At 49.9% G+C, this 22,162-nt stretch carries 18 protein-coding genes and 1 tRNA gene; 8 read left to right on the top strand and 11 right to left on the bottom strand.

The window, feature by feature from the left end; translation table 11 throughout:
- The first annotated feature begins 33 nt into the window (after window positions 1–33).
- The 4 genes from metA to P3T48_RS09630 all read left to right on the top strand — a co-directional run bounded on the left by metA (window position 34) and on the right by P3T48_RS09630 (window position 5,563).
- On the top strand, window positions 34–951 hold the full coding sequence (gene metA, locus P3T48_RS09645; RefSeq protein WP_276506550.1) for a homoserine O-acetyltransferase MetA: 918 nt from the start codon (window positions 34–36) through the stop codon (window positions 949–951).
- A 31-nt stretch (window positions 952–982) separates the two neighbouring features.
- The gene (locus P3T48_RS09640) at window positions 983–2,935 is read left to right on the top strand and encodes a peptidase U32 family protein (RefSeq protein WP_276506549.1); all 1,953 of its coding nucleotides are present in this window, start codon (window positions 983–985) and stop codon (window positions 2,933–2,935) included.
- Between the two features lie 14 nt (window positions 2,936–2,949).
- On the top strand, window positions 2,950–3,876 hold the full coding sequence (locus tag P3T48_RS09635) for a zinc ribbon domain-containing protein (protein WP_276506548.1): 927 nt from the start codon (window positions 2,950–2,952) through the stop codon (window positions 3,874–3,876).
- 1,003 nt (window positions 3,877–4,879) lie between these two features.
- Window positions 4,880–5,563 (top strand): HU family DNA-binding protein, encoded by a 684-nt coding sequence (locus tag P3T48_RS09630; RefSeq protein ID WP_276506547.1) that lies wholly within the window; start codon window positions 4,880–4,882, stop codon window positions 5,561–5,563.
- 331 nt (window positions 5,564–5,894) lie between these two features.
- Here the strand turns inward: P3T48_RS09630 and P3T48_RS09625 are convergent.
- From P3T48_RS09625 to dnaN, 7 genes are all read right to left on the bottom strand, one after another.
- Window positions 5,895–5,969 (bottom strand) — tRNA-Arg (locus tag P3T48_RS09625).
- 146 nt (window positions 5,970–6,115) lie between these two features.
- Entirely contained in the window at window positions 6,116–7,756 is a 1,641-nt protein-coding gene (locus P3T48_RS09620; RefSeq protein ID WP_276506546.1) for a tetratricopeptide repeat protein, read from the bottom strand.
- Window positions 7,757–7,793: 37 nt separating this feature from the next.
- The gene (recN, locus tag P3T48_RS09615; RefSeq protein ID WP_276506545.1) at window positions 7,794–9,461 is read right to left on the bottom strand and encodes a DNA repair protein RecN; all 1,668 of its coding nucleotides are present in this window, start codon (window positions 9,459–9,461) and stop codon (window positions 7,794–7,796) included.
- A gap of 13 nt (window positions 9,462–9,474) precedes the next feature.
- Window positions 9,475–10,401 (bottom strand): type IX secretion system protein PorD, encoded by a 927-nt coding sequence (porD, locus tag P3T48_RS09610; RefSeq protein WP_217757514.1) that lies wholly within the window; start codon window positions 10,399–10,401, stop codon window positions 9,475–9,477.
- A complete protein-coding gene (coaBC, locus tag P3T48_RS09605; RefSeq protein ID WP_276506544.1) occupies window positions 10,337–11,536 on the bottom strand; it encodes a bifunctional phosphopantothenoylcysteine decarboxylase/phosphopantothenate--cysteine ligase CoaBC in 1,200 nt (399 codons plus the stop codon). Before coaBC ends, porD begins: the two co-directional genes overlap by 65 nt.
- A gap of 99 nt (window positions 11,537–11,635) precedes the next feature.
- Window positions 11,636–12,490 (bottom strand): 3'-5' exonuclease, encoded by an 855-nt coding sequence (locus P3T48_RS09600; protein WP_276506543.1) that lies wholly within the window; start codon window positions 12,488–12,490, stop codon window positions 11,636–11,638.
- Between the two features lie 17 nt (window positions 12,491–12,507).
- Window positions 12,508–13,632: a DNA polymerase III subunit beta gene (dnaN, locus tag P3T48_RS09595; RefSeq protein ID WP_276506542.1), complete on the bottom strand. Its 1,125-nt coding sequence runs from the start codon at window positions 13,630–13,632 to the stop codon at window positions 12,508–12,510.
- 237 nt (window positions 13,633–13,869) lie between these two features.
- Here dnaN and P3T48_RS09590 point away from each other — a divergent pair, with 237 nt between their 5' ends.
- Window positions 13,870–14,313 carry a DUF3127 domain-containing protein gene (locus P3T48_RS09590; protein WP_158463461.1) on the top strand — a complete coding sequence of 148 codons (444 nt, stop codon included), beginning with the start codon at window positions 13,870–13,872 and terminating at the stop codon, window positions 14,311–14,313.
- A 113-nt stretch (window positions 14,314–14,426) separates the two neighbouring features.
- On the opposite strand, the gene rbr is transcribed toward P3T48_RS09590, so the two are convergent.
- The 4 genes from rbr to P3T48_RS09570 all read right to left on the bottom strand — a co-directional run bounded on the left by rbr (window position 14,427) and on the right by P3T48_RS09570 (window position 19,238).
- Window positions 14,427–14,969, bottom strand: a complete 543-nt coding sequence (rbr, locus tag P3T48_RS09585) for a rubrerythrin (RefSeq protein WP_158463460.1) — start codon at window positions 14,967–14,969, stop codon at window positions 14,427–14,429.
- Between the two features lie 198 nt (window positions 14,970–15,167).
- On the bottom strand, window positions 15,168–16,355 hold the full coding sequence (locus tag P3T48_RS09580) for an MFS transporter (RefSeq protein ID WP_022253297.1): 1,188 nt from the start codon (window positions 16,353–16,355) through the stop codon (window positions 15,168–15,170).
- A 5-nt stretch (window positions 16,356–16,360) separates the two neighbouring features.
- The gene (gene nudC / locus P3T48_RS09575; protein ID WP_276506558.1) at window positions 16,361–17,221 is read right to left on the bottom strand and encodes an NAD(+) diphosphatase; all 861 of its coding nucleotides are present in this window, start codon (window positions 17,219–17,221) and stop codon (window positions 16,361–16,363) included.
- Between the two features lie 256 nt (window positions 17,222–17,477).
- On the bottom strand, window positions 17,478–19,238 hold the full coding sequence (locus P3T48_RS09570; protein WP_276506541.1) for a bifunctional metallophosphatase/5'-nucleotidase: 1,761 nt from the start codon (window positions 19,236–19,238) through the stop codon (window positions 17,478–17,480).
- A 107-nt stretch (window positions 19,239–19,345) separates the two neighbouring features.
- Here P3T48_RS09570 and P3T48_RS09565 point away from each other — a divergent pair, with 107 nt between their 5' ends.
- From P3T48_RS09565 to P3T48_RS09555, 3 genes are all read left to right on the top strand, one after another.
- Entirely contained in the window at window positions 19,346–20,080 is a 735-nt protein-coding gene (locus P3T48_RS09565) for a J domain-containing protein (protein WP_276506540.1), read from the top strand.
- A 187-nt stretch (window positions 20,081–20,267) separates the two neighbouring features.
- A complete protein-coding gene (locus P3T48_RS09560) occupies window positions 20,268–21,386 on the top strand; it encodes an MORN repeat-containing protein (RefSeq protein ID WP_276506539.1) in 1,119 nt (372 codons plus the stop codon).
- 289 nt (window positions 21,387–21,675) lie between these two features.
- Window positions 21,676–22,119, top strand: coding sequence for a NanQ anomerase/TabA/YiaL family protein (locus P3T48_RS09555; RefSeq protein ID WP_276506538.1), 444 nt, complete (start codon window positions 21,676–21,678; stop codon window positions 22,117–22,119).
- The last annotated feature ends 43 nt before the right edge of the window (window positions 22,120–22,162 follow it).

The following is a 22,162-nucleotide window of genomic DNA, read 5'->3' as shown; positions in this document are numbered from 1 at the left end:
TTTTTGCACAAAATTAGAGAAAGGAATAGAATCATGCCATTAAGATTGCCAGATAAATTGCCAGCCATAGAGCTGCTGAAGCACGAGAATATCTTCGTCATGGACGAGAGCAGGGCGCACAGTCAGGAGATTCGCCCCCTGCGTATCGTAGTGCTCAACCTCATGCCGCTGAAGATAACAACGGAGACCGATCTCGTCAGACTGCTCTCCAACACACCACTGCAGATAGAGGTGTACTTCATGAAACTGAAGAGCCATACTCCCAAGAACACCCCCATCGAGCACATGATGATGTTCTACAAAGACTTTGCCGAACTGTCAAAGCAGAAGTTTGATGGCATGATCGTGACGGGTGCACCCATCGAAACCATGCAGTACGAGGACGTGGAATACTGGCCCGAGATTCAGCAGATCTTCGACTGGGCTCGTACCCATGTCACCTCCACACTCTACATCTGCTGGGGCGCGCAGGCAGGACTTTACCATTTCTATGGCGTACCCAAGCATCCACTCAGCAAGAAGATGTTTGGCATCTTCCGACAGAAATCCCTCGACCCCTCGCTGCCTATCTTCCGTGGCTTCGATGACTGGTTCGCCATGCCGCAGAGCCGCCATACCGAGGTGCGACGCGAGGACATTGAGAAGGTGCCGGGGCTTGACATCATAGCCGAGTCGCCCGAGAGCGGTGTAAGCATCGTGATGGCACGTGGCGGCAGGGAGTTCTTTGTCACGGGCCATTTGGAGTACGCTCCCGACACACTCGACAAGGAATACCGTCGCGACCTGGGCAAGCGTGATGACGTCGACTTGCCCAAGAACTATTATTATCACGACGATCCCACCGAGGAGCCCATGGTGACCTGGAGGGCGCATGCCAACCTGTTCTACAGCAATTGGATCAACTATTACGTTTACCAGGAGACACCTTATAATATTGATGACATCAAGTAAGCGCGAAAGCGAAGAAGCGAAAAAGCGAAGAATGAGAACTTTGGAATTGCTGGCACCTGCCAAAAATTTAGAGTGCGGCATCGCAGCCATCGACCATGGCGCAGATGCCGTATATATCGGAGCACCCAAGTTTGGTGCCCGTGCGGCTGCGGGTAACTCGATCGAGGATATCCGTCAGCTGTGCGACTACGCCCATCAGTTTCATGCCAAGGTGCATGTCACGGTCAACACCATAGTCTACGATTCCGAGATCAGGGACACCCTGCAGATGATTCAGCAGTTGCAGGCAGCCGGTGTCGATGCCCTGCTGTTGCAGGACATGGGTGTGCTCTATGCCCTTCAGGGCGAGGGCCCTCTGTCGACAGAGGGCGGGTGGACAGAGTTACTGCATTCCAGCACCCAGTGCGACACCAGGACTGCCGACAAGGTGAAGTGGCTTCAGTCGTTGGGCTTTCATCGGGCAGTATTGGCTCGCGAGCTCTCGGTCAGTGAGATAGAGGCCATTCATGCCGCCGTGCCCGATATGGAGCTCGAGGTGTTCGTCCATGGTGCGCTTTGTGTGTGCTATTCCGGCGTGTGCTATGCGTCAGAGTACTGTTTCGGCCGCTCTGCCAACAGGGGCGAGTGCGCCCAGTTCTGCCGCATGAAGTTCGACCTTCTCGATGCCGACGGACAGGAGATCGAGCATCAGCGCCATCTGCTGTCCCTCAAGGATATGTGCCAGATAGACAACCTGGAGGCCTTGGCAGACGCCGGAGCCTGCTCGTTCAAGATCGAAGGCAGGTTGAAGGATGCCGACTACGTGAAGAATGTGGTGGCAGCCTACAGCCAGCGCCTCGACGACATCTGCCGCCAGCGCCCCGGCGAGTATGAGCGTCCATCGCTGGGCAGACCCCGCTATGCTTTCGAGCCCAACCTGAAGAAGACTTTCAACCGTGGTTTTACCCATTATTTCCTTCGTGGCAGACAGATGGACATCACCTCCTTCGACACCCCGAAGGCCATCGGCGAGTATGTGGGAAAGGTGAAGGAGTTGCGCGGCAACAGTTTCAATGTAGCATCCGTGGCGAGCTTTGCCAATGGCGACGGCTTGTGTTTCATCAATGACGAGCGCGAGCTGGAAGGCTTCCGTGTCAACCATGCCGAGGGCAACCGCCTCTTCCCCTTAGAGATGCCTCGTCATCTGCGTCCCGGAGTGGCGCTCTATCGCAACAACGACGTCGCTTTCAGCAGGATATTGGCAGGCAGAACGGCAGAACGGAAGATTCCTGTCAAGATTGTCTTCGACTTGTACGATGAGGACGCTGTGAGCGGCTTCTCAGCCACTGCCTATTACTGCAAGGAGCAGGGAAAGACCCCATTCGTGAGCGGAGATGCCGAGCAGCATGCCTCCTTGGAATACATGGCTACCGAAGCCGTAGCCTTTGAGCACAGCATGGCGAAAAAGCCGCAGCGCGAGAATATCATCAAACAACTCAGCAAGTTGGGCGGCACCATCTATGAGTGCCGTGAGGTGGAGATTCGCAATGCAGCCGACCAGTATTTCATCCCCAGCAGTGTGCTTACCGACCTGCGCCGTTCTTTGGTGTCAGCCCTGTCGGGAGCCGTTGCAGCCCCGGAGGCATCACAAACAGAGGCTTCCGCCGACAAGACATCGCCCGCAAAGGCATGGCAGCCGGAATACGCCAAGTACAGCTATCTCTACAATATCGCCAATCAGAGTGCCCGCTCTTTCTATCAGGCACACGGCATGGCGAAGCCAGGCTATGCCTTCGAGCTGCGCAACGGGGCAGAGCGGCAGGAGGAGGTTCTGCTGATGCAGTGCCGCCACTGTTTGCGTTATTCGTTGGGCTATTGTGTGAAGCGGGGAGGGCGCAAGCCCACGTGGAAGGAACCGCTCTTCCTTCGTCTGGGCGACGGCAGGAAGTTCCGCCTCCAGTTTGCCTGCAACGAATGCCAAATGAATGTGTATTCTGAGCGTTGAAAAAAGAATGATATATGAGCAAAGTAAAACGAAATACATGGATTACCTGTTGTCTGTTGGGCATGCTGTTGCTGCTCAGCGGTTGCTATCATCGTCATGGTGGCAAGGCTCAGCATGCCGCCCTGATAGAGTACAGCGACCGGCAACTCGACTCCATCTCGTTTTCCTCCACGCATCATTACACCAACAAATACAACTTTGTAGTCAGTTCCGACTCACTCATGCTGATACGTCAGCAGCCAGAGGAGTATGTCAACCATCTGCGCATCGACTCCTTTGCCGTCAGGAAGCACTGCCTGCTGGTCGTTTCCGACATACGCATCATTCCCCAGGACGCAGAAGACTCCGTATGGGTACAGTTGGCCACCGAGGAGAATGAGTTTGGCTGGACACACGAGTCCCGTCTGTTGCCCCGTGTCGTCCCCGACGATCCCATCTCTCAGTTCATCCTCATCTTCAGCAACACCCACCTGCTCATCTTCATGATCGTCATCGTGTTGATTTCTGTGGCTTATCTTCTGCGCAAGATATCCCACAGCAATGCGCGCATCGTTCATTTCAACGACATCGACTCGCCATATCCTACGGCATTGGTGCTGATGGTGTCGCTCTCAGCGGCTTTCTATGCCACCATCCAGTTGTTTGCACCCGAGATGTGGCGTCATTTCTATTTTCATCCCACTCTCAATCCCTTTGCCGTACCCCGTGTGTTGGGATTCTTCCTGGCGTCTGTTTGGGCGATATTGATATTGGCATTGGCCTGTCTCGACGAGGTAAAGCATCGTCTCAGTCTTGGCGATGCCATCCTGTATCTGGGAGGTCTTGTCGGAGTCTGTGCAGTCGATTACATCATCTTCAGTCTCTGCACACTATATTATGTGGGTTATGTCCTCTTGGCATTCTACTTCTGGTTTGCCATCCGCCGTTTCCTGCGTCGATGAGACGGAAAGAAAGAAATAAATGTCGATGTGGCAAGACGGTTTGCTTTCGCTGACGGCTTTCATTATGTGATATTGATGACTGTGAAAAGCGAGAAGAAGATGCAGTTTTTGTAAAATCTGTTTACTGCGTTCTTTGCACCGAAAATTCCTGTTTTCTCAATAACGCATATTTATACATTCTGCCTTGATAATGTGGCTTAGTATATTTATACAAATTCACGGATTGGAAACTGCAATAAGTATACATAGTAAAAGTTAAATATGAGCTAACTTTTCTCTTTTATGTTGTATATTGTTAATTTAAAGACTTTTACTTACCTTTTCATGAACAGATTTTAAGAAAAGTCTGGAGTTCTGAATATGATTTTTTTCCCGTTTCTGCACTGCCGTTTGGATGATAAATATGTAATGTTACTTTACTGCGTACTCTTTCAGTAAAATCAGTCATTAGTCATTAGTCATTAGTCATTAAGAAAAATGGAAAAAACTCAATAAAGAATATATAATAAATATATATATATTTATTATATATTCTTTATTGGATAAAAATCGAATTTTCAAAATTCCTTAATGACTAATGACTAATGACTAATGACTAAAAAATAAGTTGTTCGCTTTTATAAAGCTGATGGTAATACGCAAAAAATCGAAGTTTTCGTATTCCACACATACACAGCAACTTACAGCACTGTTTCTTGTCATTTTTAACCTGCTTTGCTTAACAAGTTACCCCCGTTTTTGAACAAACAGCCGAAAAATGTCGTATCTTTGCAGAAGAAAAGCAGCACTCGGCAATTTGAAAGCAAGCTTTCATTGCGCTCGTTTGCATTTTCTTTGCACCGTCAACCAATGAAAGTGCTCAGGGAGCCTCGCAGGAGGCATCTATTACGACCAAGGGCGGTCACAATAGACGACAGGCGCCGGTCATCTATTAAGACCCAAAAGGTGGCACTATCGGGCAGCTGACAAAGTATTAAACTATCATTCAAAAACCTACAGAACTATGATTAATTACAGCATCGTAAAGCGCAGCGTGAACGCAAACCTCATTGAAATCAACCAGGCAAAGTCACGCATCAACCAGGCAAAGAAGGAGGGCAAGACTCCGCAGCCAGCCGACCTCGCACTCGTGAAGACCGAGAAGCAGAACGCCTTCGCCGTCGCACAGTACACCGGAGTGATGAACATCGACAAGTTCTCCCGCCACATCTCAAGCCACGGCAGCGTGTACAGCAGGGCAGACATCGCAGCCATCCTCTACCTCACCGTCGACTGTATGCGAGAGCAGTTGCTTGAGGGCAAGAAGATCCGCCTCGGCGACCTCGGTGACTTCTCCGTTTCTCTCTCCAGCAAGGGTGTGGAGGACCCCAACGCCTTCAATGCTCAGAACATCACTGGTGTGAAGGTGATCTGGGAGCCAGGCGCAGAGTTCAAGTCTCTCCGTGACGACGCAGAGTTCAACCTCGTTGCATCCCGTGACGCACAGGCTGCCGTCATCAAGGCCATCAAGCAGGGCAAGGACAACGTCGACATCAGCAAGCCTGCCTCTCCTTCTACTGACGGCACTACCGAAGGCGGCGGCTCTCAGACTGGCGGCGGCGGTTCTCAGACTGGCGGCAGCACCGACAATACCCAGGGTGGTGGCGGCTCTCAGACCGAAGGCGGCGGCACTGGTGACGGAGAATAATTTTTAGTCAAGAGTATTTTTAGTCAAGAATTTGAGAAACAGAGAATTAACGTTCACCGCACGTAGCAAAATAGAAAATGCCGACAGAAAAGCAAAGGCATTTGTAGAAAAATTCTTAAATTGGCTTCCCCTTCGGACGCCGAACGTTGTTTCTCAAATTCTTGACAAAGACAAAAATCTTCTTGACGAAACTTTGATAAATACTTAGATTGATGAAAACGTTCTATGACTCGCTCATTAGTCATTAGTCATTTTCGATTTCGGATGTACTAAAACAAAACAGGTGATACAATCTAATGATCATATCACCTGCTTTGCATCATGATGAGAGTGATTCCGTTGGGGTTCGAACCCAAGACCCACAGCTTAGAAGGCTGTTGCTCTAATCCAACTGAGCTACGGAACCATACTCTGTTTCTTAATGCGGATGCAAAATTACTGCTTTTTTTGCAATCTACCAAATATTTTCGGGATTATTTGCTGTTATTGCTGTCCGCTAAGTGTTTATCACTCAACTTTATCTCGTTGACAGGGGCATGGAAGCCGATAAAATTATTGCTTGAGATATTCTTCGGCACGGGTGTCACCCAACTCCTGTGCCTTCTTGAGGTTCTCGATGCTTTCCTGTTTCAGTCCCTTCTCGCGCTGCAGCAGACCCAAGAGCAGATAGCCGTCGGCATATTCGGGAGCGAGGTTGATGCAGGCCTTGGCGGCGCTGATGCCCTCGTCGATGCGCTTGACGCGGAGGTCGAGACTTGCCCATTCGGCAAAGTAGGTGGGCTCCTTGGGCGCCAAGTAGCAGGTGCGGGCTATGTCAAGCAGCGCCTGTTGCCACATACGCAACTTCGTCTCGCACTTGTAGCGGGCATAGAAGAAGGTGGGGTCTACGGTATGGGTCAGGGAGTCGTACTGGTTGTAGTCGGGCAGCGCCTTGCGATATTCGCCCTTGCGGTCGAAGAACTGTGCACGCGCCAGATAGTAGGGAGCTGCCAGTCCTGTCTTCTGTCCTACGGCGATGGCACTGTCGAGCAGCACCTCTATCTCGCCGGCGGGTGCATTGAGCTGGGCTTTCGACTGGGCTGCCTCGTAATACAGTTCGCCACTGTTGATGTTGGTCTTGGTGAGGTCGAGGAACATGCTGAGTGCCTGCTGATAGTCGCCCTTGAAGTAGCTGTACTGCGCCTCCTGATGCTTGTAGGCAGGAAGGGCGTTGATACTGTATGCCTTGCGTATCATCTCTATGGCCTTGTCGATGTTCCATGCGGAATAGATGGAGTCGCCCTTGTACACTGCCTTCTGATAGATGATGTCGGCATAGGCTGAGTAAGCCTCGTCCTTCTTGGCTGCCTTCTTGATGCATTCCTCCATCAGCTTTGATGATTCCTCATATTTTGCCTCGTTGGAGAGCCGGGATGCTTTTTCCTTGTATCCGTAGGCGGATGCCGGGAATTTGCCGATAAACTCGTCGACATACTTATCGAAGTCGGTGGAGGCTATCTGTCCCTTCTTCAGTGTCATCATCATGACAGCCTCCTGCTCGGTGTCGGGCAGGGCTGTGCGGATGCCTGTCTCGCGGAGTGCGGCATCGAGGGTGGAGAGTCCTGTCACCTTGAGCTGCTTGGCGTACTGTGCATCGATGGCTGTCACCGATCCGTTGCTGTGCATCAGTCCGATGACCTGTCCGTCCTTGTTGGCAAAGGGACAGCCGATGGCATTCTCGGGCACCGTGGTGATGAAGATGTAGTAGTTGTAGGTGTTGTTGAATGTCTCTACGCTGCTGATCTCCTCCTGCTGGAAGGCTGGCTTCTTGATGGAGTAGGGAACGAGCCACACTTTGCTTCCTGCAGGTGTGGTGCTGCTCGCCAGGGTGGCAGCGGCTGTGGATGCCTTGATCCTGAACTTGGCGACATCATAGAGCTCGTCGGCGCCAAGGATGGCGTCTACGTCTGTAGAGCGTCCGCTGGCATCTACGATAGTGGCCTTGGTGGCTCCGATGAATGGTTTGAAGGTACTGATGGCTGTTCCCTTATTGTCGATAAACACGCCCTGTGTCGAGGCGATGATTTGTCCGTCTTTGTTGAATGTGGTCAGTGTGAAGACGCTCTTTGCCATCTTCTGTACTGGCCCTGGTTGTGCCATGATGCCTGATATGCTTATGATCATGGCAGCAATGATGATGTACAGTCTTTTCATATATTTTTAATGTTTAATTTCATGCCCACAATAGCATTTATTTGCGATAGCTTCTGAGCAGTTCCTGCGCATTGGCGAGGGCGGCCTCGGTGATGTCGCTTCCACTCAGCATCTGCGCTATTTCGCTTACTCTTTGCTCCTCGGTGAGTTCCGTCATGTGGGAACGTGTGCCCTGTGGGGTTTCTTCCTTCAGCACCTTGTAGTGATGTCTGCCCATGGCGGCAATCTGTGGCAGGTGGGTGATGGAGATGACCTGGCGGTCGAGTTCGCCCATCTCTGCCATGATCTGTGCCATCTTCTCGGCTATCTTTCCGCTTACACCTGTGTCGATCTCGTCGAAGATGATGGTTGGCAACTTGACGGCTCCGCTGATCATTGCCTTGAGTGAGAGCATCACACGGGCTATCTCGCCACCCGAAGCCACCTGACTGACGGGTTGCAGAGGTGTGCTCTTGTTGGCGCTGAAGAGGAAGTTGACCTTGTCGGCTCCGTCGGGTGAGAGTGGTTTGGCGGTGAAGCTGATCTCGAAACGCACGTTGGGAATGCCCAGCGGCACGAGTCTTTGCTGCATCTCGGTTTCTATCTTCCTGGCTGTCCTGGTGCGTAGCTCGGTGAGCTTCCTGGCCGCCTGTTCTGCCTTGGAAAGCCAATGCTCGGCCTCCTGCTGCAGGGCTGCCAGCTCCTCGTCGCTGTTGCCGATGTGGTCGAGTTGCTGCTTGAGGTGCTCTCTGATTTCTATCAGGGCATTGATGTCCTGTACATGGAACTTCTGCTGCAGCGAGTAGATGGTGTCGAGCCGGCTGTTGATCTCGTCGAGTCTTGCCGGTTCGAAGTCGACGCGGTCGACGTTGGTGCCTATCTCCTGAGCGATGTCCTTCAGTTCGATGTAGCTGCTGTCGAGTCTTTCGGCAGCCTCTGTTATGGCGGGATAGACCTCCTTGATGGATGCGAGCTGCTGGCAGGTGGACTTCAGCCTTTCGAGTATGCTTCCGTCCTCATTGGTCAGCGTGTTGTCGGCTTCGTAGAGGGCAGTCTTGATGTCCTCGGCATGAGTCAGTGTCTCGGCTTCCTGTTCCAGCGATTCCTGCTCGCCTTCCTCTAACTGGGCGTGGTCGAGCTCTTTGTACTGGAATCTGAGGAACTCTTCGTTCTCACGGCTCTTCGCTATCTCTTCCTCCAACTTGGCGAGTCGCTGCCTGGCCTGGTGATACTGATTGTATGTGGCCCTGTAGTCGCCCAGCAACTTGCTGTCCTGAGCGATGATGTCAACCACGTTGAGCTGGAAATCCTCTTTCTGCAGCAGCAGGTTCTGATGCTGTGAGTGGATGTCGACCAGGCTTTCGCCCAGCTCTCTCATCAGGCTGAGCGAAACGGGTGTGTCATTGATGAAGGCACGGCTTTTGCCTGCGGCTGTCAGCTCGCGGCGGATGATGGTGTCGTCGGCGTCATAGTCGATATCGTGCTCAGCGAAGAAGCTCTGTATGTCGTATCTCGACAGGTCGAAGTGTGCCTCGATGGTGCATCTGTCGCATCCTGCCTTGATGGCCTTGGTGTCGGCTCTGTTGCCGAGCAGCAGACCGATGGCACCCAGGATGATGCTCTTGCCTGCACCTGTCTCGCCCGTGATGACGGAGAAGCCTGGATGCAGCTGGATGTCGAGTTCGTCGATGAGTGTAAAGTTCTTGATGTATAGCTGTTTGAGCATGTTGTCGGTTTCTTTATTGCTTTATTTTGTCCCATTGGGCATTCTGCGAAGGATTGATGTTGAAGAGCAGTTCGTAGATGCTCTCTTTCTCCTTCTGTGTGCCCTTGCCCTTGTAGATGTTTGCCAACTCATCTTTCTTGTAGTCGGTCCATATCTGTGGCAGCAGACTGAGCGGTTTGTTCTCCTTTGCTTTCTTCAGATTGGTTTCGAGCGTGGTCGTAATCTCCGTGCGTCCTCGCTCGGCATTGTTGGCCATCTCGTCGAGTCCCTTGCGGTAGTAGTCGTACTGCATCTGTCGGAAGGGTTGCATTCCTCCGTCGAGATAGTCGGCTATGATGGCGTATCTGTTTCTGTTGTCGTCGAAGGCTTTCCAGCCCGGGTACGACAGGTTTTGTGCATTGTTGGTGAGGTTCATGCATCTTTGCAGCACATCCTCGCCTCCCATGGGCGCAAAGGTGTCGAGGTCGAGTCCGATGATGAGGTAGGCATAATAGGCAAAGAGAGCTGTGAGCTGGTTGTCGAGATTCTCCTCGTTGAAGTCCAGCTGGTCGAACTGTGCAAAGTTGAACGTGAAGTTCTCGTCCACATTATTATATATAGTAGTGGTGTAGGCGGCATTGTATACGGGTCGGTTGGCCTGTATCAGCGCTTTGCACGTGAAGAGGTTCTGGTCTTTGGCGTATTTTGTCACCGTGATGTTGAAGTTGCAGTTGATGCGCTCGTTTTTCTGAAACTGCAGATGGGTCCATTGCCGGTCGTTGACAAACTGCTCGAGTGTCTGTTGCAGGTTGTCGAATACGGCATTGTCCGTGCCCTGTATCTGAGCATGGTTGATGGTGATTTTGGCTTGCAGTTCCTGTGCCTGGAGGCCGTAACTACAGCATGCCAGCCAGCTCGTCAATGATATCGCGAGCCACTTCAGTCTTCGGCTTTTTCTCATATTCTTTCTTGCCTTTCTCGGATATGATTGTTATCTGGTTGTCGTCGGTGCGGAAGGTGGTGCCGGCATTGCGTGTGGAGTTCAGCACGATGAAGTCGGCATTCTTCTTCCTGCGTTTCTTCTCGGCATTGGTTTCCTCGTCGTTGGTTTCCAGGGCAAAAGCCACGATGCGCTGGTGGCTCTGCTTCATCTGTCCAAGGGCTGCTGCGATGTCGTGGGTGGGAGCCAGGGTGAGCACCAGGTCGTCCTTCTCGCGCTTGATCTTCCTGTCGGCAACAACGGCTGGACGGAAGTCGGCTACTGCCGCACAGAGGATGGCTGCATCACAGCCTGTAAACTCATGGGTGGCAGCCTCGTACATCTCTTCGCAGCTCTCCACATCGATGCGTCTGATGTCGTTGTCGCATTGCAGCGCCACTGGGCCTGCTATCAGCGTGACGTGGGCGCCTCGCTTTCTGCATTCCTCGGCAAGGGCAAATCCCATCTTGCCCGATGAGTAGTTGCCGATAAATCTTACGGGGTCTATCTTCTCGTAGGTAGGACCGGCAGTGATCATGATGTTCTTGCCACTGAGGTCCTGCTGCTGTTGTTCATCGAAGTAACGGTCCAGACTGTCGACGATGATCTCGGGTTCCTCCATGCGTCCCTTGCCCTCCAGTCCGCTTGCCAGGAATCCGGAGGCTGGCTCGATGATTCTGTTGCCGTAGCTCAGGAGTGTTTGCATGTTGTGCTGGGTGGACGGATGTCTGTACATGTCGAGATCCATGGCTGGAGCGATGAAGACAGGGGCCTTCATCGACAGATAGGTAGTGATGAGCATGTTGTCGGCGATGCCGTTTGCCATCTTTCCCATTGTGGCAGCCGTACAGGGCGCAATGAGCATGGCGTCAGCCCAGAGGCCGAGGTCGACATGCGAGTTCCATGTACCGTCTCTCTGCGAGAAGAACTCGCTGACAACGGGTTTATGGGTAAGGGCAGAGAGCGTGATGGGAGTGATGAACTCCTTGCCGGCAGGTGTGATGACAACCTGCACTTCGGCTCCCCGCTTGATGAGGCCTCTTATGATGAGGCAAGATTTGTAGGCTGCTATCGAGCCAGTGATGCCCAGTACTATTTTCTTTCCTTTAAGACTCATTTTTCTGATTTGAACATTTGATGGTTGAACCTTCGCTGGAAGGAATCTTTCTTAACTCCTTGAAAAATAACTCGTCCAGCGAAAGTTGAGAACATGACTTTATCTTTTATTGAACTCCCTCAGACGGATGCGGGTAAGCACCTGCTTGGTGTTGTAGGTAAAGTCGCTGCCCAATACCCATGTGTAGTAGCCTGGATCTTTGTGCAGGATTTCTGCCACGTCCCAGCCTTTGTATTTGCCAAAGTTGAACACCTCATGCTTGCGTGGATTTCCCTGTTCGTCGGTAAGCACGTTGCCCTGAGCATCTTTCAGCTCCTGCCAGATGATGCGGCCGGCAAAGTCGACGTTGTCGTTCTGCATGGAGAACTTGGCCAACTCGTCCATGTCGTTGTTGAGAACACGCTCTGGTTCTTCCTGTACTCCGGGAGCATACTTGTCCAGCTCGCCCATGAGCACTCGGTAAGTAGCTTCGGTGTCCTGGTCGGCACGATGGGCCTCAAAGTCTTCCTCCATCTTTCGGCCGCAGTAGAACTTGTAGGCGGCAGCAAGATTGCGGCGTTCCATCTTCATAAAGATGGTCTGCGCATCTATCAGGCGGCACTTGCTGAAGTCGAAGTCGATGCCTGCACGCAGAAATTCCTCGGCGAGCATAGGCACGTCGAAACGGTTGGAGTTGTAGCCTGCAAAGTCGCATCCCTCAAACTCCTTCTGCAAGTTGGCTGCCAGCTGCTTGAATGTAGGTGCGTTTTTCACATCCTCGTCGCTGATGCCGGTAAGGGCGACGACTTCTTCGGGTATAGGCATTCCGGGGTTTACGTAGAGATTCTTACGAGTCTCGCTACCGTCGGGCATGACCTTGATATACGACATCTGGATGATACGGTCTTTAACCATATCAAGCCCCGTAGTCTCCAGGTCGAAGACTACTAAGGGCTTTTTAAGATTTAATTTCATTATATGTTTTTATTATTTTAGTCGTTGAGCAACATTGGCATAATCAGCATCAGCACGTCCTCGTCCTCAGGCTGCTCGGCAGGAACGATAATGCCGGCACGACTTGGGTCTGCCAACATGATGACAACCTGGTCGCTGTTCAGATTGCTCAGAACCTCCATGAGGCTGCTGCCCTTGAAACCGATGCTCATAGGTGTGCCGGTGTACTCGCAAGAGAGCTGTTCCTTGGCTGATGTGGCGAAGTCGATATCCTCGGAAGATACTTCGAAGTGGCCATTCTCCATGTGCAGACGAACCAACTGGCTGCTCTCGCTGGCGAAGGGGAGCACACGGCGCAAGGCGCTGAGAAGGGCACGGCGGTCTACTGTGGTCTGACTTGGATTGTCGGTAGGAATCACTGAGTTGTAGTTAGGATATCTTCCGTCTATCAGTCGGCAGTTAAGTACTCCGTCGTTGTATTTGATCTCGGCATTTCTGTCGTCGAACTTGATAAGCACGTCACCGCCGTCCTTGGTAAGAATGTTCTTCAGCAGGTTGGCTGGTTTCTTGGGAAGATTGAACGAAGCAGGAGTCTCGCTTGTGATAGAGAAGTTCTTGTTGCGTACCAACTTATGGCCGTCGCTTGCTACAATGGCGAGTGCGTCGGGGGTTAAATCGAAGTACACACCGTTCATAATAGGTCTCAACTCGTCGTTGGCTGTGGCAAACAGGCTTCTGGAGATGTTGTCGATCAGGACGGTGGCAGGTATCATGATAGAATTGGCTGCATCGGTCATGCTCTGTGTGCGAGGATAGTCCTCAGCACTCTGCGCTGTGAAGTTGTACAAACCGTTCTGGTAAACGATTTTCACGGCGTAGCTGTCGGGGGTCACGTCCAGGGTGAGAGGCTGCTCTGGCAACTCTTTCAGTGCGTCGAGAATCACCTTGTTGGGGATGCAGAATTCGCCTTCTCCCTCACATTCAGTCAGGTCGATGACGCTTTTGATCACGTTGTCACTGTCGCTTGCTGTGATGGTCATCACATTGTTAGCAACCTGGAAAAGGAAGCAATCGAGGATGGGCAAGGAATTCTTGCTGCTGATTACTTTCGCAAGCATGTTGAGCCTACTGCTCAGGGCAGAGCTTGATAAAACAAATCTCATGAGTGTTTATAATTTTGTTTATGTTCTACATTTCTTTTCTTACTGACCACAAAAATACAAAAAATATCGATGACGTACAAAAAAATCGATAAAAAGTTTCAGTTTATGAACTATTTTTAGTAATTTCGCAGTCTAAAGAGAAAACTTTCTTCATCTTTCACCTCTGTTGTGAGTTGCGGGTGTGAATAGTTTCTCGAGAGGAAAGTTTAAGTATCATTATTCAAACATTATTATAATATGGAATTACAAGGAAAGGTTATTGCCGTTTTGCCTGAAAGAAGCGGTGTCTCTGCAAGAGGTGAGTGGAAATCACAGTCGTTTGTCATTGAGACTCATGAGCAGTATCCCAAGAAGTTGGTCTTCGATGTCTTCGGAGCCGAACGCTTGGCACAGTTTAATATTCAGAGCGGCGAAGAGATCTTGGTATCCTTTGATATCGATGCTCACGAATATAATGGCCGCTGGTTTAATAATATTCGTGCATGGAATGTTCAGCACGTAGATCCTAATACTGTTGCTGCCATGGCTGGCGGAATGCAGCCAGCTGGTGCTCCGTTCCCACCAGCAGGTGCTCCTGTAGCAGCTGCTCCTGCAGCTGGAGCCACTGCTCCTTTCCCTCCAGCTTCTGCTGCTCCTGCTGCTTCTGCTGAGACAGGCAGTGCAGACGATCTTCCATTCTAAAAGTAATGAGTCCACTTGATAAAGTCGAAAATCGTATTTTTTGTCTTTGTAACATATTGACAATCAATAGCTGATTTTCGTAAAAATGACTTTTTCAAGTGGACTCAGTTGATTTAATAATTGCGAGCTTCTATCTGGAAGTAGCTCTGTGGATGGTTGCAAACAGGGCAAACCTCAGGAGCCTGCTTGCCAACTACGATGTGCCCGCAGTTGGAGCACTGCCAGATGCAGTCGCCGTCGCGCGAGAACACCACTTTGTCCTCTACGTTCTTCAGTAATTTGCGATAGCGCTCCTCATGGTGCTTTTCTATCTCTGCCACCATCTCAAACTTGGCAGCGATTTCTTCGAATCCTTCTGCATGAGCCTCTTCTGCCATGCGCTTGTACATATCGGTCCACTCGCTGTTCTCACCCTCGGCTGCTGCCAAGAGGTTCTCGGCTGTGCTCTTTATCTCGCCGCCTATGAGGTACTTGAACCACAGTTTGGCGTGTTCCTTCTCGTTGGCTGCTGTCTCCTCAAAAATGTTGGCTATTTGCACATAACCGTCTTTCTTGGCCTTGCTGGCAAAGTAGGTGTACTTGTTGCGGGCCTGCGATTCGCCTGCGAATGCTTCCCACAAATTCTTCTCGGTTTTGGTTCCTTTCAGTTCTTTCATGATGTCTTTGTTTTTAATGTTAATAAATTTGAGTTATATTGCTAATAATCTTAGCAGCGTATCTTACAACTTATGTCTGCAAAGATATTGTAATAATTCCAAAAAAGCAAGTTTATGTACGCTTTTTTGCTTTCAATTATGAAAGTTTAACAGTATGAACTTTACTGGCTGGAAAGATAAGAGAAGTTAGCGGAAGTCTCAGTCTTTCAGGATCTTCCTTCTTTCGAAGAACTGGCGTGAGGCAAGGAAGAAGAGGATTACAGAAACGGCATTCTCGGCAGCCACCATCCAGAAGGTGGCAGTGTATCCAAAGTGTTCGGCAACGATTCCGCCCAACAGACATCCTATGCCGAAGCCAAGGTCCCATCCCGTAAGAATGCTGCTGTTGGCAGTGCCTCGCTGGTCGTGTCGTGCCACGTGGACAAACATGTTGAGGAAGGCAGGGTAGAGATGCCCGTTGCCCAGTCCGATAAGGATGGCAGAGAGGTAATATGCCACTGGATGGGGAATGGCCACAAAGAGGGTGAAGCCAACGAGTGAGATGAGCATTCCCTCGGCTGCATTCTGTGTCAACTTGCCTTGGCTGAGGGCTTTACGGCCCTGCAGACGAGAACTGAAAAGACCCATAGAGAGAAGGGCAAAATAAGTGCCTGTTCCTCCTGTGATGGACAAAACCTCCTTGCTGTAGATGGCGAGATAGTTGCTCAATACGCCCCAGCAGAAGCCAAACATGGCGATATTGATGGCGAGGAGCCATGCACGGGTGAGGAAGAAGCGGTCGAGCGACAATTTCTCTTTGTTGCGAATGATGTCTTTTTCGGGCAACCGGATAGTCCATGCGATGAGCACTGCACTTATCGCTACGACGAAAGCTATCCAGAAGAGTATCATGTAGCTGTCTACCATGTTGTGCAGATAGATGCCGATGGATGGAGCTATTGCCATGGCGAAGTTGTTGCTGAGACCATAAAGTCCGATGCCTTCGTTTCGCCGGCTGGAAGGCAGCACGTCGATGGCGCAGGTGCTGTTGGCTACGGTGACGGCTCCGAAGGGTCCGCCATGCAATGTTCGGCAAATGGCAAACATGAGGATTGTGCCTGCTGCTATGTATCCGGCAAAGAAGACGGCAAAGCCCGAAAGGCACAGCATGAGCACTTTCTTGCGCGAGAAACTGTCTACCACATAGCCGCAAAATGGGCGCACGATAAGGGCTGCCACGGTGTAGCCGCTCAGTACGATGCCTATGGTGTCTTTGGTGGCTCCAAAAGTTTCGCTCAGATAGAGGGGCAGGAGCGGGGTGAGGAGATAGAAGGCGAAGTACAACAGAAAGTTTGTTGTCATCACCTTGATGTAATTGGCATTCCAGAGTTTCTCTTTGCTATTCATTGTTATTATAGATTAGACTTTTGTTCTTCGAGCCAGGCATCGATAATCTGTCGGGCAATGGAGAGTTTTTCGGGAATGGTGGGCAGATTGTACTTGGTAAACCACTTGCCGCGTGAGAGTTCTTCTTTCTGCAGATGGATTTCTCCATCTACATAGTCGGCGGTGAAGCCTACCATCAACCCGCTGGGATATGGCCAGGGCTGAGAACCGAAATACTTCAGGTGGTTGATGGTGAGTCCTGTCTCTTCCATCACTTCACGGTGTACGGCTTGCTCAAGGGTTTCGCCAGTCTCGACAAAGCCAGCCACAAGTCCATAGAAGTCGCTCTTGAAGTTGCGGGCATGTACCAGAAGGACTTCCTCTCCCCTGCGTATGAGGACGATGATGGCAGTGGCGAGCGAGGGCCATACCGACTTGCCGCATTGAGTGCATTTCTTGCTGATATCGGTCGACATCTTCATGGGTGCTCCGCATATTCCGCAGAACTGTGTGTTCTGGTCCCAGTAGATGAGTTCATGGCATTTTCCTGCCTTGAGGTACAGGTCTCTGCTCAGTTTGTAGTAACTGGGACGGAGTCCGCACATCTCATAGTTGGGATTGTCGGTGACGGGGGTGTCGATGGTGAAAGCCTTTACCTCGGTTCCGTCTTCCATAGGACTGATGTTGAGAACATGGGTCCAGGGCTTGAGTTCTATCGGACTCTCTTCAGAGCAGGGAATGGTGTAGCTTCCGTCTGCCTGTTTCTGCAGCAAGAGGTCGGTCTTGCAAAATATAAACCAATAGGTCATTTCTTTATTCTTTATGTTGAGATTCTTTCTTTGAACTTTAGCAAGTTCAGAAGTTGTTCGTTTTTGGGGAAAGTTAATTTTCGGGAAGTTATAGAAGTTAAAGAAGTTATCACTCCCTTCGGTCGTTCAGAAGTTAAAGCCAACAGCTTTGGAGGAAATGTTTAGTGTTTAATGTTTAATTTCAAGTCCACTAAAGCATTTGTCTTAACTCCTTAACTCCTTAACTCCTTAACTCCTTAACTCCTTAACTCCTTAACTCCTTAACTCCTTAACTCCTTAACTCCTTAACTCCTTAACTCCTTAACTCCTTAACTCCTTAACTCCTCGAGTGAGTTTATTTCTTTTTGAAGAGCAGTTCGAAGTCGCGCTCTGCAGCAGGCTTTACCCATTCTTCGGGAACGAATCGCCAGTTGTTGTTGGGCTTGGCGTCTACGGTGCCCATTTTCTCTATTTCCTGCATCAGATAGTAGCGCTGGTCGCGCTCGCTTCGCCAGATGATACGTGATTCAAGACTGTCCTTTGGAATGCCTGCGCCACGTGTGAGCAGCTCTCCTCCGCCATTTCCCCGATAACTGTTTACAGCCACCTTGTACCATTTGTTCTCATCGAAAGGCTCGCCGTTGCTCATGCCAAGGATGCGTACTTTTTCTCCATCGGGCTTGGTGACGTCCACTTCGTAGTCGATGCCTGCAGCGCTGTCGAAGTTGAACGAGAAATTCTTGAAGCCTAAGCGCTGTTGGTCGCCTTGCGTCTGCTGGTCGAGCAACAGGAGATGGTCATCGGGACTCTTCATCGTGTTGACCCACAGGTCGTAGCTCATCTCCAAGTGGCGGCGTATCTCCTTGCCTGTGAGGCGCATTACGTAGAGTTGGTTCTCGTATTTGTAGAGCTTGAACATATCGCTCACGCAGATAGGGCCTGCCTGTATGGAGGAGTTGAACTGCAGAGGAGCATTGAAGGCAATGTCGGCATGGGTAATCTGCAACTCCAGATTGAGGATGAAGTCGTTGAAGGCGCTGCTTCCGAAGTAGGAGTCGCGGCTGTAGATGGTGTTCTTGAATGTGCCAATCTGCTTGCTTACATACTTGTCTACCTCGGCTATCTGTGGTTCGAAAATCTTCAGCATCTTCTCATCGACAGGACAATCTGTCACATCGGCTATTTTTCCCTCCACACTCTTGTTCTGCAGGATGTGAAGTTTCTTGCCATGCAACTGGTGTTCGTCTATGGTTACCGTAATCTCTGCATCTGCCACACTCATGGCATTGTTGGCAGGATCGAGGCAAACCACCTGCTTGCCAGCTACATTGGTGATGGTTTCGGCATGGCGTGTGTGGTCGTGACCAAAGAGTACCAAGTCGAATCCCGGAACCTCGCGTGCCACCTTCATAGAGGCGTCCTCGTCGTATTCGGGTGTCTGGATGCCTCCTTCCTTACCGCTATGGAAGAGTCCTATCACTACATCGGGCTGTTCGTTTTGCTGTATGTATTCCATCCACTGGCGTGCGCTCGTCACCATATTCTCGAAACGCATGCCGCTCCATAGGTTCTCGGTGAGCCAGTTGGGGATGGCTGGAGTGATCATGCCCAAGATGGCGATTCTTATTCCCTCACGTTCCAGTATGACATAGGGTTTGACGTAAGGCTTGCCTGTCTTGGTATTGATGATATTGGCTCCTAAGACAGGGCATTTCAGCTCGCTCACCCACTTGTCGTAGACGGCGTGTCCTGTCTCTACATCATGGTTGCCGAAGGTTTCGGCATCGTATTTCATGTAATTGAGTACGTCAGAAGCCACGTTGCGTGCCTTGGTATTGATGTAGTTGTAATAGTAGCAGGTGGGTTGTCCCTGTAGCAGGTCGCCATTGTCGAGCAAGATGAGTCGGTCGTTGTATTCTTGTCTCAGCGAGTCGACATACGACGACACCCTTGCCAGCGAACCCGCCTTGGGCTTGCGGTTGATAAAGTCGTATGGGAAGAAACAGCCGTGAACGTCGCTGGTTTCTACAACTCTGATTTTAATGGTTTTCTGTTGTGCCATAGCTTGAGAATTGAATGTGAGCGCCAGGAGCAGCGCTGTCAGAATTTGTTTCATAATCTGCCATTTTTTGTTTTACAGTGCAAAATTACAAAAAAGAAGTCAAACAGGCATACTTTTTGTTAGAGAAAAGTTATTAAAATAAATATGGAGGACAAAAGAATATGGCATTCGTAGATTATTACAAGATTTTGGGTGTTGACAAGAATATACCACAAAATGATGTGCGCGCGGCTTATCGCAAGCGTGCCAAACAGTTTCATCCCGACCTGCATCCTAATGACCCTAAGGCAAAGGCTAAGTTCCAGGCGCTCAATGAGGCATACGACGTGATTTCCGATCCTGACAAGCGAGCCAAATACGATAAATATGGTGAGCAGTGGAAGAATGCTGCTGCCTACGAGCAGGCTGGCGGGGCAGGAGGCTTCGGAGGCTTTGGCGGAGCTGGAGGCTCAGCAGGAGGAAATCCTTTCGAGGGCTTCGACTTCAGCAATTTTGGTTCGGGCGGTAGTGGATTCAGCAGTTTCTTCGAGAACCTATTTGGCGGTGGCGCTCGTCGCCGTTCTGGAGGTGCAGGCTTTGATGGCTTTGGTGGCGGAACGGAATATGGCTCGCAGAATATGCGTCAAAGCACAGGAGAAATGCTGATGAACGTAAACATCGATATGTATACGGCCTTGCTGGGTGGCGAGGGGATTATCAGATTGAGCAATGGTTCGAAAATCAAACTCAAGATTAAGCCTGGAACGCAGAACGGAACCAAGGTTCGGGTTCGTGGAAAAGGATGCGACCGTGGTGACGGAACATTTGGCGATTTGATGATTACATACAACGTGAAGTTGCCAACCACGCTGAATGACAGACAGAAAGAGCTGTTGCGCCAAATGAAAGAGGCATAATAATACGACAAAGAGTGTATCATAAGTAGTGTTCTGCTTGTGGTACGCTCTTTTTGTTTTTAAATTCAACTTCCCCGTTTGCGAAATTTGAGAAATAGCAAACATGCTACTTGAGTTAAATTTGCTTAATCTATTTTGCTGTTTGCCGGAAAATATATAACTTTGGAGGTCAAACAAATAGAAAAATATGAATTACAAGATACGGATAGCAGCATGGATGCTGTTTTTTATACCCCTGTCGGCAGGAGCTCAGAAGATTTCATTAGGCTCCTGTACCACCAAGGACGGAGGACAGTATAAAGGCGAAATGGTCAGTGGAAAGCCACAGGGAAAGGGAACTACTGTGTTCCCAAATGGCGATACCTATGAGGGCAATTACCTCAAAGGCAAGCGAGAGGGCTATGGCGTTTATACTTTCTCTGACGGCGAGAAGTATGAAGGCCAGTGGATGCAGGACCAGCAGCACGGCAAGGGTACTTTCTATTTCCAAAACAATAATAAATACGTAGGACTCTGGTTCCGCGACTATCAGCACGGACATGGCATCATGTACTATTACAATGGTGACAAATATGACGGTGACTGGTATAAGGACAAGCGACAGGGCAGAGGAACCTATACCTATGCCGGAGGGGCATATTATCGTGGACAGTGGATGAACGACATGAAGAATGGTACAGGTTTCTTCAACTGGGGAGACGGAACCACCTACGAAGGCAGTTGGGTGGACAACCAACGCTCTGGGAAGGGAACCTTCAAATATGCTGATGGCGACATATATATAGGCGACTGGAAAGACGACATACAGGATGGAAAAGGAATATATAAGTTCCATAATGGTGATGTCTACGAAGGCGATTATGTACAGGGCGAGCGTACGGGCGAAGGCATCTTCCGCGCAGCCAATGGCTCAAAGTACACAGGACAGTTCAACGACGGACAGCGCTCGGGTCAGGGAACCTTTGTATGGAAGAATGGCGACATGTATGTAGGTTCATGGATGGACGATGTACAGAACGGAAGAGGCAAACTGACAAAGAAGAATGGCGATGTCTTCGAGGGGGACTTCAAAAAGGGATTGGTAGACGGCGAGGTGATTATTCACTATGCAAATGGAAATCGCTTCAAGGGAGTGTATCGTGGAGGACGTCGTGAAGGCTTCTGTATCGAGGAGACGAAAGACGGAAAGCGCTTTGAGGGAACTTATCGTGCCGACAGGCGTGATGGAAAGTTTGTAGAGAAAGACCGCAACGGGCAGGTTACTGCAAAAGGCTATTACGAGAACGGAAAGCGATTTGAGGAATAAAATCAGAAAGCCATCGCCTTTAATAGATGAGTCGACGCTGTCATCATAGATGAGTCGAACAAGTATCATATTAAGGCAGAGATGCCTATCTATATAAAAGGTGGAGATGCCTATCTATATATAATATAAAAAGGTGTAGCCCTCCAAGGCTATATGCTATAACTTCTAACGACCGTAGGAAGAGATAGATTCTTTAATTTCTATAACTTTTGAACCCAGCGGAAGTTGAGTAAAATAATAACAAGCAAATATCAGACACAAAATAGTAACTTTCAATATTTTAAACGATATGGTAGTAGATACATTAGACAATCTGGAGAAATATGTTTCTCTGAATCCTCTTTTCGAGGAAGTAGTGAAGTTCATCAAGGAAAATGATCTGAACAAGTTGGAGGCAGGCAAGCACTTCATCAAGGATAAAGACTTGTTTGTAAACATCACTACAGCTCACGGAAAGACTGCTGACGAGGCTGTTTTTGAGACACACAAGAATATGCTCGACATACAGATACCACTCGACAATAATGAGACTTATGGATATCTGCCTCTTGCCGATCTGCCAGAAGCAGAGTACAACGCAGAGAAGGATGTCACAAAATATCCAGGAGCAAAGGCAGAGACTTATGTAAACTGCAAGCCAGGCGAGTTTGCCATCTTCTGGCCACAGGACGGTCATCAGCCATGCATCGGTGAAGGTGATATTCACAAAGCTATATTCAAGGTGAAGGCTTAGTTGCTCGCAACAATTTTCTTTTAACCTTCAACTTTCAACTTTA

The sequence above is a fragment of the Segatella intestinalis genome (assembly GCF_029348455.1).
Lineage (GTDB): Bacteria > Bacteroidota > Bacteroidia > Bacteroidales > Bacteroidaceae > Prevotella.
Note: the sequence above shows the minus strand (reverse complement) of the source record. Positions and strands in the feature narration are given on the sequence as shown.